Genomic DNA, 16,282 nt, shown 5'->3' on the forward strand with positions numbered 1-16,282 from the left:
TTGCGCGACAACCCCCGCCCGAGCCGGGCGTTTGCGGGTCACGCCGCCTTGGCGGCTGTGCCGGCACCCTCGCTGCGGAGCCGGGTGAAGAAGCCTTCGACGGCCTGGGCGAGGTCCTGGGTGTCGCGGGTGAGGCCGCCGATCTTGTCGAGCACGTCGGCGGCCGAGCGGCTGGTCTCTTCGATCGCCCCGGTGACGCCCGAGATGTTGCCGACCAGCATGGCATTGCCGCGGGCGGCGAGCTGGGCGCTGCCGGAGATCTCGCGCGAGGCGGCGTTCTGCTGCTCGATGGCGCTGGCGATCGTGGTGGTGACCTCGCTGATCTGCCGCATGGCGGCGCCGATCTCGCCGACCGCCTCGGCGGCGCTGCGGGTCGACGACTGGATGGCGCCGACCTGCTCGGAAATCTCACCCGTCGCCTTGGCGGTCTGCCCGGCCAAGGCCTTGACCTCCTGGGCGACGACCGCAAATCCCTTGCCGGCCTCGCCGGCCCGGGCCGCCTCGATGGTGGCGTTGAGGGCGAGCAGATTGGTCTGCGCCGCGATCGCCTGGATGAGCTGCATGACGTCGCCGATGCGGATGCTGGCGGTGGCGAGCCCCTGGATCTCGGCGACCGAGCGGTCCGTCTTGGCGCTCGCCTCGGCGACGATGCGGGTGGCGTGGCCGACCTGCCGGCCGATCTCGCCGACCGAGCTCGACAGCTCCTCGGCGGCGGCCGCGACGGTCTGGATGCTGGTCGAGGCCTGCTCGGTGGCGCCGGCGGCGGAGCCGGCCTCCTGCGCAGCGCTCTGCGCCATGCCCGTGATCGTCTCGGCGGCGGTGCGCATCGACGCGGCGTCGGAGGTGACCGACTTCAGGATATGCTCGACCGAGTGGCGGAACGCCTCGATCGCCTCCTCGACCCGGCTGGTGCGGCCGGCGATGGCCTCGGTCTGGGCCTTGACGGCGAGCCCGAGCTCCTTGTTGCGGGTCATCGCGGTCTCGAACACCGCGACGGCGCGGGCCAGCGAACCGATCTCGTCCTGTCGCGCCGCGTAGGGGATCTCGCCGGTGTGGCGATCCTCGGCGACCGCATCGATGGTGTGCGTGATGGCGGAGAGCGGTCGCGCCACCGCGCGCCAGATCACCACGGCGCCGATCGCCGCGAAGGCGAGCGCGAAGCCCGCGATGGCGTCCTGGATCATCGTGCTGGTCGCCGTGCGCGCCTCCAGCTCGCGCGCCCGTTCGGCCCGGACCGCATACACCTTCGAGAGCTCCTCGAGATCCTTGTTGAGCGCCGTGCGCACCGCCCGGTTGGCGTCGTTGTCGCCCCACTCGCGGCCGGCCGCCGACGACACCTCGACGGCACGGCGCACCAGCTCGCGGCGGAAATCGCGGAACTGCTCGACCCGCTTGGCGAAGGCATCGAACTGGGCGGCATCGTCGGCCCGCACGGTGCCGCGCCAGTCCTGCATGGTGCGGTCGATCTGGCCGTTGAAGGCGAGCAGGCCGTCGCCGTAGCGCTTCACCACGGCCGGCTCGGCCGACATGTAGACGCCGCGGGATTCCATCACCACGGCGTAGATCAGCCCGTTGATCCGCTCGATATTGCGAGCGCCGCGGGCGGCCGACTCGATCTCGGCGGCGAGCTGCGACTGCAGCGAGGCGCTGCGGTTGCCGACGACGGCGAGCGCCGCGAGCGCGAGACCGAGGATGACGAAAATGGCGTAGAGCTTGGCGGCGATGGACACCCGCGCGATCGCGTGCAACACGGACAATCTCCAATAAGGCTTCGGCGAACTATCTAAACTTTAGCCACACCTCGTTAAGTATCCGTTCTCATCAACCCAGATCTGGCACATCGAGATGAAATATCGAGTCGCAGTGCAGATGGATCCCATCGAGCGGATCAATATTCGGGGCGATTCCACGTTCGCCCTGCTGCTCGAAGCCCAGGCTCGCGGCTTCGGACTAGCCTATTATACGCCAGAAAGGCTTATTTTGCTGAACGGCCAAGTATTCGCGCGGGTGACGACCTTGTCGGTCCGCGACGAGCCAGGGCAACACTTCAGCTTAGGCGAGGAAAAACGCGAGTCGCTCGGCGCTTTCGACGTGATCCTGATGCGCCAGGACCCGCCCTTCGACTTGGCCTACATCACGGCGACCCATCTCTTGGAGCGGGTTCACCCGCGCACCTTCGTGGTCAACGATCCCGCGCATGTGCGCAACGCGCCCGAGAAGATCTTCGTCACCGAATTTCCCGACCTGATGCCGCCGACGCTGGTCACCCGCGACCGCGAGGAAATCCAGTCGTTCCGGGCCGAGCACGGCGACATCGTGATGAAGCCGCTCTACGGCCATGGCGGCGGCGCGGTGTTCCGCGTCACCCGCAACGACCTCAATTTCGGCTCGCTCTACGACATGTTCTCGGTGACGTACCGGGAGCCGTGGGTGATTCAGAAGTTCCTGCCGGCGGTGGCGCAGGGCGACAAGCGCATCATCCTGGTCGACGGCGTGTTCGCCGGCGCCGTCAACCGCGTGCCGGCGGCCGACGACCTGCGCTCCAACATGGTGCGGGGCGGCGCCGCCAAGCCGACCGAGCTCACCGCCCGCGAGCGCGAGATCTGCGAGCGGATCGGCCCGGCGCTGCGGGTGCGCGGCCTGCTGTTCGTCGGCATCGACGTGATCGACGGCTTCCTCACCGAGATCAACGTCACCTCGCCGACCGGCATCCGCGCCATCAAGGCTCTCGGCGGCCCCGACATCGCGGCGCTGATCTGGGACACGATCGAGAGGAAGCGCGGCGGCTGAGACGCAGCGCCCGTCCCGACCCGCCGCCCTCAGCCGACCGAGAACAAATCCGGCTTCGCCGCCTCGCGGCCGAAAGGCAGCCGGTACCAGGCGCGCTGCGAGCCGCGGACGCTGTCCAGCAGGGTCTCGATATCGCGGGCCGACGCCTGCGCCTCGGCACGCGCCTTGCGCGCCTGCTGCAACTCCTGCTGAAGCACACCGACGTCGATCATCGCTCCCCTCCGAACCGCGAATGCTGCAAGCCGCGACACGGAAGTTATCCTAATGTATCCTAAATGTTCTGTAAATGTTCTTTTTCTACAATCCGCACGCGTGTCCGGTTGTAATTGGTCCGCGATCGTTCTCGTCCGAACGGTCGACGTCGGCGCAAACTAATCTCGCCGGGCTGCCATCGACGGCAGTCCGGCCCGCAACCCATCCGGGAGAGTCAACGCGGCTGCTTCTCGGCCTTCAGCCGCGCGATCGCGGCCCGGATCGGGGCGAACGGGCCATATTTGTGCTGCTGCTCCGGGAAGCCGTCCGCATAGGGCCCGTAAGGCGTGTCGACGGGCTTGGCGAGGAGGTCGGGAAAATCCTTGTCGAGGCCGGCGCGGTGCGGCCGCGGCTGCGACACCATGAAGGCGGCCAGATCCCAGGCGTCCTCGGCCGAGAGCTGCGGGTTCAGGTAGTCGGTCCCGTGCGGCATGTTGAAGTGCAGGAAGTTGGCCGCGGTGATCAGCCGCGCCATGCCGGCGCCGTCGTTGAAGCTGTCCGGGCCCCACAGCGGCGGCACCATGTAGCCGAGATCGGTGGTCGGCAGGCTGCGCCGCAGCCCCTGCCCGTCGGTGTTGTGGCAGTCGAGGCAGGTCTTGGCGTAGAGGGTGCGGCCGCGGGCCGGATCGGCGGCGCGGTCGAGCTCCGGCATCGCGCCGGTGCCGAGCCCGGCGACCGGCCGGCCGGCCGGATAGCCGATCGAGAGGAACCGCACATAGGCGACGAAGGCGCGCATCTCGGGCGACTCCGCCGGCAGCGCCCGACCGTTCATGCTGCGGGTCATGCAGCCGTCGATGCGGTCCTCGATGGTGATCTCGGCGCCGGCCCGGGCGCTGTATTGCGGAAAGCTTTCGAACAGGCCGTAGATCGGCAGGCCGAACTTCTTGGTGCCGGCCTGCAGGTGGCAGTTGCCGCAGGCGAGATTGTTGCCGGCAAAGCGCTTTTGCGGATCGGCGACCTCCGGCCCGATATGGGCGTAGGTGGCGGTGACGAGGTCGCGCCCGCGCCGCACCAGCCGTCCCGCCTCGTCGTCGGGCAGGCTGCCGGGCTCCGGCGCCGCGAGCACGCGATCGGGACCACGCGGCGGATCGGCCGGCTGAGCGAGCGCGAGCCCGGCCGCCGCGGCGGAGAGGCACAGCACCACGGTCGCAAGGCGCATCGACGGATCTCCTGTTCGGGGCGCAGCGGGAGCGCCACTGTGCCGGGCTCCGGTGACCAAACCGTCAAGGTGCGGCGCGCGCCGGCGCGACGCGGCGGCGGCGCCTCACAGCGGCGGCTCGTAGGCCTCCGCCTTGCAGGCGATGCTCTGCTCCTCGAGGTCGAGCTCGCGTTCGATCCGGCGGCGCGATTCGTCGGTGATCTCGCCGTCGCGCTCGAGCTTGTGGAGATGCTGGCGCTCCGCCTCGATCAGGTCCAGCCGCAGCTTGGCACTCAGCCTAGCGGTCTCGAAGCTGCCCTCCAGGTCGCGCGGCACCATCCGGGTGCGCTGCTCGTTGCGCGCCGCCAGCAGCGCCGAGATGTCCTCGTTCACGTCGGCGCGGGTTTCCAGCTCGAGGAGCCGCGCCTGCGCCACCTCGCTCGCCGAATGGCGGGCGCGCAGTTCCTGCTCGCGGATGACGCGGCTCTCCGCCGTGCCGATCGCGGCGAGGCCGAGCCAGCGCATCACCACGGGCATCATCAGGCCCTGCCCGACCAGCGTCATCACGATGACGCCGAACACGACGACGACGACGAAGTCGCGATAGGGAAAAGGCTGGCCATTCTGCAGCACGAAAGGCAGCGCCAGCGCGGCGGCGAGCGACACCACGCCGCGCACCCCGACGAAGGCGATCATGAAAGGCCGTTGCCAGATCGGTGCCGGATCGCTCGCCTGCACCCGCGAGGACAGCCAGCGCGGCAGATAGATGGCCGGGAACACCCAGACGAAGCGGGCGACGACGCAGATCGCCGTGGTGACCAGGATGCCGACCACGATCTCGCGCGGCGAATGCGACTGGATGCGCTCGAGCAAGGCGCGGGCCTGCATGCCGGTGATCAGGAAGATGAAGCCCTCGATCAGGTAGACGAGCAGGTCCCAGAAGAAGACGCCCTGCAGGCGGGTCGCCGAGGAGATCAGCAGCGGGCCGTTCCAGCTCACATAGAGGCCGGCCGCGACCGTCGCCAGCACGCCGGAGCCGCCGACATGCTCGGGCACCCAGTAGCAGAGATAGGGCGTCATCATCGACAGCGTGATCTCGACGCGCGGATCGCGCGCCCAATGGCGCAGCCGCAGGCTGATCCAGCCGACCGCGATGCCCCAGAAGATCTCGCCGACCACGATGGCCCCGAAGGTGCCGGCCGCCTCCGGCAGCGAGAACATGCCGGTGCTCACCGCCGCCACGGCGAAGCGGTAGAGGATCAAGGCGGTGGCGTCGTTGGCGAGGCCTTCGCCCTCCAGCACCACCAGGATGCGGCGCGGCAGGCCGAGCCGGCGCGCCAAGGCGAGCGGGGCGACCACGTCGGGCGGCGACACGATGGCGCCGAGCACGAAGCCGACGCTCCACGGCAGGCCGAGAATGTAGTGCGCCCCGGCCGCCACCGCGACCGTGGTGAACACCACGCAGCCGAAGGCCAGGAGCGAGATCGAGCGCAGATTGAAGCGGAACTCGCGCCAGCTCATGGCGACGCCGGCCAGATAGATCAGCGGCGGCAGCACCACCAGAAGCACGAACTCGGGGGCGAGCTCGATCGGCGGCAGGCCGGGCACGAAGGCGATCGCCACCCCGGCGATCACCAGGATGATGGACGGGGCGACGTTCAGGCGCCGGGCCAGCACGGCCACGACGACCAGGACGGCGAGCAACAGGAGCAGGGTCTGAATGATGGCGGTCATCCGCGGGAAACTGAGGGAGTTCGCCGCGGCATGCAAGGAGGCGCACGCCGCCGTGCGGAAATGCCGGCCGTCCCGTGCTCCGACTCGTCATACGCGGGCTCGACCCGCGTATCCATCTCTGGAAAGCAGCTCAGTTTCAGCAGCTTGATGGATGGCCGGGTCAAGCCCGGCCATGACGCGAAGGGGCGAAGCCCGTGAAGGCTGGTATAAGATCGTCGCAATGAGCCCGGGGCCGTCCCTTCGCCGATCCAGAACGCTCGCCGGCTGGCTGAAGCTGGCGGCGGTGGTGGTGCTCGTGCTGCTGCTGATCCCGTACGTCGTCACCCCGTTCTACCTGATCGGAAATCCGGTCTCGACCCTGATGCTCGGCCGCTGGCTCACCGGCGCCCGGGTCGAGCGACAATGGGTGCCGCTCGCCGAGATCGCGCCGGTGCTCCCCGTCACCGTGATTGCCTCGGAGGATGGCCAATTCTGCCGCCATCGCGGCATCGATCTGGCGGAAATCCGCGACGCCGTCGCGGACGGCGACCTCGGCGATGTGCGCGGCGCCTCGACGCTGTCGCAGCAGCTCGCCAAGAATCTCTTTCTGTGGCCGGGCCGCAGCTTCGTGCGCAAGGCGCTGGAGGCGCCGCTGGCGCTGTGGCTCGATCTGGTGCTCGGCAAGCGCCGGCTGATGGAGATTTACCTGAACATCGCCGAATGGGGCCCGGACGGCGAGTTCGGCGCCGAAGCCGGCGCGCGAAAGGCCTTCGGCCGCTCGGCCCGCGACCTCACGGCCGGCCAGGCCGCCCTGATGGCCGCCATGCTGCCCGATCCGCACCGGCGCAATGCCGCCCATCCCGGCCCCGGGCTGCGCCGGCTCGGCGGGCTGTACGAGCGCCGCGCCACCCGGGTGCTGACGCGTTGCGTCGCCACCCGACGGTGAGCGCGGCCGCCGGCTGGTCTCAGTCGTCCTCGCGCCGGGACGGCGTCGCATCCGGGGCAGCCGCAGCGCTCGGCGGCGCCTGCATGCCGGTGGTGAGGAACGGCATCGCGTATTTGAGCGCGCCGTCGACGTCGGACAGCGTGAAGCCGGGGCCGAACAGGTGCTGCAGCCGGCCGTTGTCGGCGCGGATATACATCATGGCGCCGTAGACGCAGGTGAGCCGCCAGAACAGCTCCGCCTTCGACAGGTCCGGGCAGGCCGCCGCGGCCGCCTCGACAAAGCAGCGCCCGACCGAATCGTAGACCTGGAAGAGGATCCGCTTGACCTCGGGATTGGGGTCGGTCGAGGCGCGGCCGGTCAGCAGGTTGAACCGCCGCCCCTCCTCGGTCTTCGACAGCCGCAAGGTCGGCCCGATGAAGGCCTCCAGCACGTCCTGGATGGCCGGCCGGCCGCCGGCGTCACGCATGCACTGCGTCAGCAGGCGCTCGCGCTCGGCATTGATGCCGTCGAGACGCCGCCCGAGCACCGCCTCGAGCAGCCCTTCCTTCGAGCCGAAGTGGTAATGCGCCGCGGCGATGTTGGAGCGCGCCTCGTCGGCGATCTGGCGGGTCGAGACATTGCTGTAGCCGCTCTCGGCGAACAGCCGTTCGGCGGCATCGAGGATCCGCTCGCGCGTCTCGCGTCCCGCCGCGCTCGCCCGCCGGCTCCCGATCGCGGTTCGAATCGCTGTACCCACCACGTGCTCGTCTCGATCTGCCAAGGTGATAGCCATAATTCAAGCATCTGCTTCAAGCAAGTGATTGACAAAAATTCCGGCCCATGGTGTCGTTCGCGCGCCCCATCCTCGGGGCGAGCCGGCCGCAATGGTCGACCGCCTGCCCGCCTCTGTCCCGAGCGCGTCCGCATCCATGGTCCAGCGCATCATCGATCTCTCGATCAGCATCGACAACGAGCTGGTCAGCGACCCGCCGATGGCGCGGCCGAAGATCACCTATCTGGACCACGGCCAGACCTTCGACCGGATCGGCGCGTTCTTCCCGGGCCTAACGCTCGAGCGGCTGCCGGACGGCGCCGCCTGGGCCATCGAGAAGATCGAGCTGACCACCCACAACGGCACCCATCTCGACGCGCCGTATCATTTTCATCCGACCATGAACCATGCGCTGGTCGCCGGCGGCGAGCGCTCGGCGACCATCGACGAGATCCCGCTGGAGTGGTGCTTCAAGCCCGGCGTGAAGCTCGATTTCCGGCATTTGCCCGACGGCTATGTGGCGACGCCCGCGGACGTCGAGACCGAGCTCGCCCGCATCGGCCACACACTGGCGCCGCTCGAGATCGTGCTGATCAACACCGCGGCCGGCGCCCGCTACGGCCAGCCCGACTATCTCGATTCGGGCTGCGGCATCGGCCGCGACGCGACCCTCTACCTCACCGAGCGCGGCGTGCGCATCACCGGCACGGACGCTTGGTCGTGGGACGCGCCGTTCGCGGCGACGGCGAAGCGGTTCGCCGACACCGACGACGCCGCGCTCATCTGGGAAGGCCACAAGGCCGGCCGCGAGATCGGCTACTGCCACCTGGAGAAGCTGCACAATCTCGAGCTGCTGCCGCCGACCGGTTTCACGGTCGCCTGCTTTCCCGTGAAGATTCACGCCGCCTCGGCCGGCTGGACCCGCGCCGTGGCGATCCTCGACACCTGATCGGCAGGCCGCTCCCCCGCATCACCGACCTGTCGATGCACGGTCATGTCACGCGAAGAAGGGCTGTCATGAGACAAATTTTTGGACGAGGAGCTGGACTGGGGCGCGGCCTGGGATCGGCTCTCGCGCTCGCATGCACTCTGTCGATCGCGCCGGCGGCGGCGCAGACCTGGCCGTCGCGGCCGATCGAGCTGGTCGTCCCGTGGACGGCGGGCGGCGGCGTCGACATCGTCGCCCGCGCCATGGCGCAGGCGATGTCGGGCCAGCTCGGCCAGAACGTCTTCGTCACCAACCGCGAGGGCGCCGGCGGCACGCTCGGCTTCCGCCAGCTCCTGGCCGCCACCCCGGACGGCCACATGCTCGCCGCGGGTCCGGCGACCCCGGTCACCAATGCGCCCTATCTGGTCAAGGGCGTCGCCTACAACGCCGATTCGTTCGAATACATCTGCCAGTATTTCGAGAACGTCTTCGCCGTGGTGGTGCGGGCCGACTCCAAATACGCCACCGCCAAGGACTTCGTCGCCGCCGCGCAGGCGAGCCCGACCGAGCTGACCTATGGCAGCCCGGGCGTCGGCTCGATCGGCCATCTGTCGGCCGAGAACATGGCCGACGCCCTCAAGCTCAAGGTCCAGCACATCCCGTTCCGCGGCGATGCCGCCGGCCTGCCGGTGCTGCTCAAGAGCGACATCGATTTCCTGGTGCCGGCGCTGTCGTCGGTTCGCGGCCAGACCGTGCGGGTCCTGATGGTGTTCTCGGAGCGGCGCCATCCGTCGCTGCCGGACGTGCCGACCGCCAAGGAGCTCGGCGTCGAGCGCTCGCTGTCGCAGGGCCTCAACGGCCTGTTCGCGCCGAAGGGAATCCCGGCTTCCGTCAAGGCGAGCCTGGAGCGCGCCTGCGCAACAGCGATCACGTCCGAGAGCGTCGTCAACGCCCTCACCAACACCGGCCAGACGGCCGAGTATCTCGACAGCGAGCAGTTCCGCGCCCGCATCGTCGCCGACTACAAGCTCAAGGGCGAGCTGATCCAGCGGCTGGGACTGAAGGGCGAATAGACCATGGCAAAGACGCCTGAAGGCAGCGCCGGCAAGCGGCCCGTCATCGTCACCTGCGCGCTGACGGGCGGCGGCGACACGGTCGGCAAGAACCCGGCCGTGCCGGTGACGCCCGAACAGATCGCCGTCTCGGCCGTCGAGGCGGCCCGGGCCGGCGCCGCGATCGTCCACATCCATGTGCGCGATCCGGCGACCGGCAAGCCGGCGACCGAGCTCGCGCTCTACCGCGAGGTGGTCGACCGCATCCGCGCCGTCGACGCCGACGTCGTCCTCAACATCACGACCGGAGCCGGGGCGCGCTTCATCCCGTCGCAGGCCGACCCGAAGGTCGGCGGCGAAGGCTCGACGCTGGCGCCGCCGGAAGTCCGCGTAAGGCACATCGAGGCGATCCGCCCCGAGATCTGCACGCTCGACATCACCACGATGAATTTCGGCGAGTTCGTCTTCGTCAACACGCCGGCGCATCTGCGGGTGATGGGGAAGGCGGTCGCCGCCGCCGGCGTCCTGCCCGAGCTCGAATGCTTCGACAGCGGCAATATCCGGCTCGCCCTGCGGCTGATCGAGGAGGGCGTGCTGCGCCAGCCGGCCATGTTCCAGATCTGCCTCGGCGTGCCGTGGGGCGCCCCGGCGACGACCGAGGCCATGATGTTCATGAAGGACATGCTGCCGGCCGGCACCTTCTGGACCGGCTTCGGCATCGGCCCGGCCCAGTTCCCGATGGTGGCGCAGGCACTGCTGCTCGGCGGCCATGTCCGGGTCGGCCTGGAGGACAATCTCCATCTGGAGCGCGGCGTGCTCGCCCCCAGCAATGCGGCGCTGGTCGAGAAGGCGGTGCGGATTGTTCGGGCGCTCGACGCCGAGCCGGCCAGCCCGGCCGAGGCGAGGCGCCTCCTGGGGTTGCCACGGGCAGCCGCTTGATATCCCAACGGTTGCGGCGCGGCCTGCGACGGCGTCGCGGGCCGCCGCGGGGACGATATCGGTCGCCGGCGGACGGCCGTGTCATGTCAAGGACTTGGCGCCCGCCCGTGCCCCGCGAAAACCGCTCTAGCCAGGCCGGAGCGCATGCTCTATAAGCCCGACCTTCCGGAAAACCGGGCCTCGGCGCGCCTTCGCAGCCGGCCCCTGTCGAGGAGACCGCACCCATGGCCGTGCCGAAACGAAAGACCTCGCCCTCCCGTCGCGGCATGCGCCGCTCGGCCGACGCCATCAAGGCGCCGACCTATGTCGAGGACAAGGATTCGGGCGAGCTGCGCCGCCCGCACCATGTCGACCTGAAGACCGGCATGTATCGCGGCCGCCAGATCTTCACCAAGAAGACCGAGGAATAAGGCCCGCCCGCGCCGCCCGGCGGCGCGTCCGAGCCTCTGCGGGGCCGCGACCCGGATCGCGGCGGACGTCTGGCGTTTTTTCGCGCCGGACGTTTTTGTGCGTCCAGTACCGTGGTGTCACTGGACTGACGGCGCCGACGTGCTTTAACGACGCGGCATTCGAGACTCTGCCGTTTCGAGGACCTGCCGATGTTCATCCTCGGGTTTCCGCTGCTCGTCGTCCCGTTCGCGCTCTACAACATCGTCGCCTTCCTGCTGCGCGGCTTCGTGTGGACCGACCCGATGGTGCAGGTGACGATGATCTCGCAGGCACCCTTCGTGCTGAGCTGGGGCGACGGCCTGATCGTCGTCGCGCTCTTCTTCCTGTTCCTGGAGATCGCCAAGGCGACCCGGATGTCGCGCCGCAGCGTCGTCGATCACGTGCTGTCGCTGCTCCTGTTCATCGCCATGCTGGTCGAGTTCCTGATGGTCAAGGAGACCGCCACCGCGACCTTCTTCCTGCTGCTCGCCATCGCCTTCGTCGACGTGATCGCCGGCTTCACGGTGTCGCTGCGCACCGCGCAGCGCGACGTCTCCTTCGAGACGGTGCGGGCCTCGGACGCGTGATCCCGACGGGCATCGCCGGCTGTACGCCCGGTTCCGGCAACGGGCAGGCGGCGTCGAGGCCGTCCTCGATGGCGCGTGTCGCAGCGCGCGCCAAGGCCCTGACGCCCCCTCACGCCGCGAGATCAGCCACCACGGCATCGAGAATGGGAAAGCCGGAGCGGGTGACGCGCAGGCGGCCGGAGGGCGTGGTCTCGACGAAGCCGTAGGCGTGGAGCTCGGCGATGCGGGCCGGATCGAGGGCGCGGCCGGCGATCCTTTGGAAGCGTTTCGGGTCGATGCCCTCGGTGAGGCGCAGCCCCATCAGCAGAAACTCGTCGGCCTGCTCGGGGCGCGTCACGATCTCGTCGACGACCAGGCCGTGGCCGGCGGCCTCGACCTGCTCCAGCCATTTCTCGGGCCGCTTCTCGGTCGCGGTGGCGATGCGCTTGCCGGCGACATCGAGGCGGCCATGCGCGCCCGGGCCGATCCCGGCATACTCGCCGTAACGCCAGTAGACCAGATTGTGCCGGCATTCGGCGCCGGGGCGGGCGTGGTTCGACACCTCGTAGGCCGGCAGCCCGGCGAGGCTGCAGACCTCCTGGGTGGCGTCGAACAGATGGCGCGCCGCATTGTCGCCCGGCACATGGAGCTTGCCGGCGGTTTCCAGCGCCGCGAAGGGCGTGTCGGGCTCGATGGTGAGCTGGTAGAGCGACACATGCTCGGCCGCCTCGCCGAGCGCACGACCGAGCTCCTCGCGCCAGGCGATGGCCGTCTGGCCCGGGCGGGCATAGATCAGGTCGAACGAATAGCGATCGAACACGCTGCGGGCGACCGCGATGGCGGCGAGCGCCTCGGCCGCCGTGTGCATCCTCCCGAGCGCCCTCAGGGCGTCGTCGTCGAGCGCCTGGACGCCGAGCGAGACCCGGTTCACGCCGGCGCTGCGGAAGCCGCGGAACCGCGTCGCCTCGACCGAGGTCGGATTGGCCTCGAGCGTGATCTCGGCGTCGGGCGCCACGGTCCAGTGCTTCGCCACCGCGTCGAGCACGGCCCCGACCGTGTCCGGGCCCATCAGCGACGGCGTGCCGCCCCCGAAGAAGACGGTCGAGACGGTGCGCGAGCCGGTCCGCGCCGCCGTGGCGGCGATCTCGGCCGCGAAGGCGCGGACGAAGCGCTTCTGGTCGACCGCGCCTTGCCGGACATGGCTGTTGAAGTCGCAATAGGGGCACTTCGACAGGCAGAACGGCCAGTGGATATAGACCCCGAAGGGCGTGTCCTCGCGGGTTTCGGTCTCGGCGAGGTCGAGCACGTCAGCGCTGCTCAAGGCACGCCTCCGCGAGTTGCAGGAACGCACGCGCCCGGTGCGAGAGGCCGCGGCCGCGCGGCGGAAGGCCGTGCTTCTCCTCCGCCGGCATCTCGCCGAAGGTACGCGAATGCCCGTCGGGCAGGAACATCGGATCATACCCGAAGCCGAGTTGTCCACGCGGCGGCCACACCAGGATCCCGTCGACCCGGGCCTCGAAGTCCTCGCGGTGCCCGTCCGGCCAGGCGACGCACAGGGCCGAGACGAAATGCGCCCGGCGTGCGTCCGGCGCGGTCGCGCCGCGCTCCAGGAGCTTCTCGTGGATGTCGGCCATGGCGCGGGCAAAATCCTTGTCCGGGCCGGCCCAGCGGGCCGAATGGATGCCGGGCGCGCCGTCCAGCGCATCGACCACCAGGCCGGAATCGTCGGCGAAGGCGGGCAGCCCGGTCGCCGCCGCGGCGGCCGCCGCCTTGATATGAGCGTTCTCGCGAAAGGTCGTGCCGGTCTCGGGGGGCTCGGCGAGGCCGAGCTCGCCGGCCGAGACGGCGTCGACGCCGAAGGGGGCGAGCAGATCGCGCATCTCGCGCAGCTTGCCGGCATTGTGGGTCGCGACGACCAACCGGCCGGTCAGCAGGCGATGCGCGTGCGGGCTCACATCACGGCCATTTTCTGCAGCTCGATCAGGCGGCCGGTGCCCTTGCGGGCGAGCCCCAGGAGGACCAGGAACTCGGTCTCGCTGAACGGCACCTTCTCGGCGGTCGCCTGGATCTCGACGATGCCGCCGTTGCCGGTGAGGACGAAATTGGCGTCCGTGTCGGCGGTGGAATCCTCGGCATAGTCGAGGTCGAGCACGGCGAGGCCGTTGTGGACGCCGCACGACACCGCGGCGACGTGATCGCGTAAAACCTCGCCGCCGCGCAGCATGTCGCGCGCCTTCATCCAGGCGAGGCAGTCGTGCAGCGCCACCCAGGCGCCCGTGATCGAGGCCGTGCGGGTGCCGCCGTCGGCCTGGATGACGTCGCAGTCGATGGTGATCTGCCGCTCGCCGAGCGCCTCGAGATCGACCACGGCGCGCAAGCTGCGGCCGATCAGGCGCTGGATCTCGACGGTGCGGCCGGTCTGCTTGCCGGCCGAGGATTCGCGGCGGGTGCGCTCGCTGGTGGCCCGCGGCAGCATGCCGTACTCGGCCGTCACCCAGCCGCGCGCCTGGCCCTTCAGCCAGGGCGGCAGGCGGTCTTCCAGGGTCGCCGTCACCAGCACATGGGTATCGCCGAACTTCACGAAGCAGGAGCCCTCGGCGTATTTCACCACGGCCCGTTCGAGCGAGATGGCACGCAGCTCGTCGGGCTGGCGGTGACTCGGACGCATCGGGGCACTCCTCGAACAGGCTTTGGGGACAAGGCCGGACCGTGCGGGCGGCGGGCGCCGCGCGCATGACGATCAGCGGCTCGCTTGTAGGTCTCTGCGGGCGGTGCGGCAAGGCCCCCTGGCGCATGACGCCGCCTTGCGCTCGGGGGGACGGAGGGACAAGTCTGTTGTCCCCGGCCCTTTTGCGAGACGCACCCCGTGTCCCAGGACTTCCCGATCTCTCCGAGCGCCAGCCTGGTGCAACTCAACGAGCGCTCCCGCGAGATTTTTCGTGGGATCGTCGAGAGCTACCTGGCGACCGGCGAGCCGGTCGGCTCGCGCAATCTGTCCCGCATGATCGCGATGACGCTGTCGCCCGCCTCGGTGCGCAACGTCATGCAGGACCTCGAGCAGGCCGGCCTGATCTACGCCCCGCACACCTCGGCGGGCCGGCTGCCGACCGAGTTCGGGCTGCGCTTCTTCGTCGACGCGCTGATGCAGGTCGGCGACCTGCCGGAGGACGAGCGCCGCTCGATCGAGGCCCAGGTGGCGACCGCCGGCCGGTCGATGGAAAGCGTGCTGACCGAGGCCTCGACCATGCTGTCGGGCCTCACCCGGGCGGCCGGCGTGGTGCTGACGACGAAGTCCAATGCCCGCCTCAAGCATATCGAGTTCGTCCGGCTGGAGCCGACCCGGGCCCTGGTCGTGCTGGTCTCCGAGGACGGCCAGGTCGAGAACCGCGTCGTCGACCTGCCGCCCGGCCTGCCGAGCTCCGCCCTGGTCGAGGCGACCAATTTCCTCAACCGCCACATCCGCGGCCAGACCATCCTGGACGCCAAGGCGGCGCTCGAAGGGGCGCTGACGGCCGGCCGGGCCGAGCTCGACCAGCTCACCCAGCGGATCGTCACGGCCGGGCTGGCGAGCTGGTCGGGCGGCGACGGCGACGAGCGGCGGCTGATCGTGCGCGGCCACGCCCATCTGCTGGAGGACCTGCACGCGCTGGAGGACCTCGAGCGGGTGCGCCAGCTCTTCGACGAGCTGGAGACCCAGCGCGGCCTCGTCGACCTGCTCGGACGGGCCGAATCGGCCGAGGGGGTGCGCATCTTCATCGGCTCGGAGAACAAGCTGTTCTCGCTGTCCGGATCGTCGACCATAGTCTCCCCCTACCATGATGCCGCCGGCCGCATCGTCGGGGTGATCGGGGTGATCGGGCCGACCCGGCTCAACTATGCCCGCATCGTTCCGATGGTCGACTACACGGCCCGGGTGGTCGGCCGCCTGCTGGGCGGCTGAGCGCCGCCCGGGCGGCGCGGCGGGCGGGCCGATATGCCGGCCGAAACGCTTGATTTTCCGGCCTCGCAGCCCGATATGCGGGGGCGAAACTCATAACCGTACCCGTCAGAGATGGACCGACCGCCATGACCGACAGCAAGGCAGACGCCGCGGCCGCCTACGAGGCGACGAGCGCGGCGGCGCCCAGCGCCCCCCCGACGACCGCCCCCGCCGATCCGCCGCCGGCAAGCCCGTTGCAGGCGGAGCCGCAGGTCGACGTCGCCGCGCTCGCCAAGGAGGCCGCCGACAACAAGGACCGGCTGCTGCGCACGCTGGCCGAGATGGAGAACCTGCGCCGGCGCACCGAGCGCGAGGTCGCCGACGCCCGCGCCTACGGCATCTCGGGCTTCGGCCGCGACATGCTGGGGGTCGCCGACAATCTCCGCCGCGCGCTCGCCGCCGTCGCGCCGGAGAGCCGAGCGGACCTGCCCGCCCCGATCGTCGCCTTCATCGACGGCGTCGAGCTGACCGAGCGCGAGCTTTTGAAGGCCTTCGAGCGCAACGGGGTGAAGAGGTTCGATCCGGTCGGCGAGAAATTCGACCCCAATGTCCACCAGGCCATGTTCGAGATCCCCGATCCGACGGCACCGACCGGCACGGTCGTGCAGGTGCTGCAGTCCGGCTTCATGATCGGCGACCGCGTTCTCCGTCCGGCGATGGTGGGCGTCGCCAAGGGCGGCCCGAAGGCGGCGCCAGCGGCGCCGGCCTCGACCGGGACCGAGTCTTCCGGGACAGCCGGAGCCGGACCGGGAGCGTCGTAAGGACGTTCCGGCGCGCGCTTCCAGTGCTGAGGCAGAAG

17 protein-coding genes are annotated in these 16,282 nt (G+C 69.8%); 9 read left to right on the plus strand and 8 right to left on the minus strand.

Annotated features, from left to right (window positions below; genetic code table 11):
* Positions 1-38: 38 nt before the first annotated feature.
* Positions 39-1,751: a methyl-accepting chemotaxis protein gene (locus HXX10_RS09775; protein WP_296521986.1), complete on the minus strand. Its 1,713-nt coding sequence runs from the start codon at positions 1,749-1,751 to the stop codon at positions 39-41.
* 94 nt (positions 1,752-1,845) lie between these two features.
* Here HXX10_RS09775 and gshB point away from each other — a divergent pair, with 94 nt between their 5' ends.
* The gene (gene gshB, locus HXX10_RS09780; RefSeq protein ID WP_296521987.1) at positions 1,846-2,790 is read left to right on the plus strand and encodes a glutathione synthase; all 945 of its coding nucleotides are present in this window, start codon (positions 1,846-1,848) and stop codon (positions 2,788-2,790) included.
* 29 nt (positions 2,791-2,819) lie between these two features.
* Here the strand turns inward: gshB and HXX10_RS09785 are convergent, their stop codons facing one another.
* From HXX10_RS09785 to HXX10_RS09795, 3 genes are all read right to left on the minus strand, one after another.
* Complete coding sequence (locus tag HXX10_RS09785) at positions 2,820-3,002, minus strand: hypothetical protein (RefSeq protein WP_296521988.1); 183 nt, start codon at positions 3,000-3,002, stop codon at positions 2,820-2,822.
* Positions 3,003-3,217: 215 nt separating this feature from the next.
* A complete protein-coding gene (locus HXX10_RS09790) occupies positions 3,218-4,201 on the minus strand; it encodes a c-type cytochrome (RefSeq protein WP_296521989.1) in 984 nt (327 codons plus the stop codon).
* Between the two features lie 105 nt (positions 4,202-4,306).
* On the minus strand, positions 4,307-5,914 hold the full coding sequence (locus HXX10_RS09795; protein WP_296521990.1) for a Na+/H+ antiporter: 1,608 nt from the start codon (positions 5,912-5,914) through the stop codon (positions 4,307-4,309).
* Positions 5,915-6,134: 220 nt separating this feature from the next.
* On the opposite strand from HXX10_RS09795, the gene mtgA reads away from it, so the two are divergent.
* Complete coding sequence (gene mtgA, locus HXX10_RS09800; protein ID WP_296521991.1) at positions 6,135-6,839, plus strand: monofunctional biosynthetic peptidoglycan transglycosylase; 705 nt, start codon at positions 6,135-6,137, stop codon at positions 6,837-6,839.
* A gap of 19 nt (positions 6,840-6,858) precedes the next feature.
* Here the strand turns inward: mtgA and HXX10_RS09805 are convergent, their stop codons facing one another.
* Positions 6,859-7,575: a TetR/AcrR family transcriptional regulator gene (locus tag HXX10_RS09805; protein WP_296521992.1), complete on the minus strand. Its 717-nt coding sequence runs from the start codon at positions 7,573-7,575 to the stop codon at positions 6,859-6,861.
* A 172-nt stretch (positions 7,576-7,747) separates the two neighbouring features.
* On the opposite strand from HXX10_RS09805, the gene HXX10_RS09810 reads away from it, so the two are divergent.
* The 5 genes from HXX10_RS09810 (at position 7,748) to HXX10_RS09830 (ending at position 11,525) form a co-directional block, all read left to right on the plus strand.
* Positions 7,748-8,539 carry a cyclase family protein gene (locus HXX10_RS09810; RefSeq protein WP_296521993.1) on the plus strand — a complete coding sequence of 264 codons (792 nt, stop codon included), beginning with the start codon at positions 7,748-7,750 and terminating at the stop codon, positions 8,537-8,539.
* A gap of 68 nt (positions 8,540-8,607) precedes the next feature.
* Complete coding sequence (locus HXX10_RS09815) at positions 8,608-9,591, plus strand: tripartite tricarboxylate transporter substrate binding protein (protein ID WP_296521994.1); 984 nt, start codon at positions 8,608-8,610, stop codon at positions 9,589-9,591.
* A 3-nt stretch (positions 9,592-9,594) separates the two neighbouring features.
* The gene (locus HXX10_RS09820; protein ID WP_296521995.1) at positions 9,595-10,509 is read left to right on the plus strand and encodes a 3-keto-5-aminohexanoate cleavage protein; all 915 of its coding nucleotides are present in this window, start codon (positions 9,595-9,597) and stop codon (positions 10,507-10,509) included.
* Positions 10,510-10,733: 224 nt separating this feature from the next.
* Positions 10,734-10,919, plus strand: coding sequence for a 50S ribosomal protein L32 (gene rpmF / locus HXX10_RS09825; protein WP_111418141.1), 186 nt, complete (start codon positions 10,734-10,736; stop codon positions 10,917-10,919).
* A 189-nt stretch (positions 10,920-11,108) separates the two neighbouring features.
* Positions 11,109-11,525: a hypothetical protein gene (locus tag HXX10_RS09830; RefSeq protein WP_296521996.1), complete on the plus strand. Its 417-nt coding sequence runs from the start codon at positions 11,109-11,111 to the stop codon at positions 11,523-11,525.
* A 109-nt stretch (positions 11,526-11,634) separates the two neighbouring features.
* Here the strand turns inward: HXX10_RS09830 and hemW are convergent, their stop codons facing one another.
* Genes hemW through rph form a run of 3 tightly spaced genes read right to left on the minus strand, consistent with a single transcriptional unit; the run spans position 11,635 to position 14,172 of the window.
* On the minus strand, positions 11,635-12,825 hold the full coding sequence (gene hemW / locus HXX10_RS09835; protein ID WP_296521997.1) for a radical SAM family heme chaperone HemW: 1,191 nt from the start codon (positions 12,823-12,825) through the stop codon (positions 11,635-11,637).
* Complete coding sequence (gene rdgB / locus HXX10_RS09840) at positions 12,812-13,459, minus strand: RdgB/HAM1 family non-canonical purine NTP pyrophosphatase (RefSeq protein WP_296521998.1); 648 nt, start codon at positions 13,457-13,459, stop codon at positions 12,812-12,814. The genes hemW and rdgB overlap by 14 nt, the downstream gene beginning before the upstream one ends.
* Positions 13,456-14,172, minus strand: a complete 717-nt coding sequence (gene rph, locus HXX10_RS09845) for a ribonuclease PH (RefSeq protein ID WP_296521999.1) — start codon at positions 14,170-14,172, stop codon at positions 13,456-13,458. Before rph ends, rdgB begins: the two co-directional genes overlap by 4 nt.
* A 198-nt stretch (positions 14,173-14,370) precedes the next feature.
* Between rph and hrcA the strand changes: the two genes are divergently transcribed.
* Positions 14,371-15,444 (plus strand): heat-inducible transcriptional repressor HrcA, encoded by a 1,074-nt coding sequence (gene hrcA / locus HXX10_RS09850; RefSeq protein ID WP_296522000.1) that lies wholly within the window; start codon positions 14,371-14,373, stop codon positions 15,442-15,444.
* Between the two features lie 125 nt (positions 15,445-15,569).
* Positions 15,570-16,244 (plus strand): nucleotide exchange factor GrpE, encoded by a 675-nt coding sequence (gene grpE, locus HXX10_RS09855; protein ID WP_296522001.1) that lies wholly within the window; start codon positions 15,570-15,572, stop codon positions 16,242-16,244.
* Positions 16,245-16,282 lie beyond the last annotated feature (38 nt).

The organism is Rhodoplanes sp., assembly GCF_013377085.1.
Taxonomy (GTDB): domain Bacteria; phylum Pseudomonadota; class Alphaproteobacteria; order Rhizobiales; family Xanthobacteraceae; genus Rhodoplanes.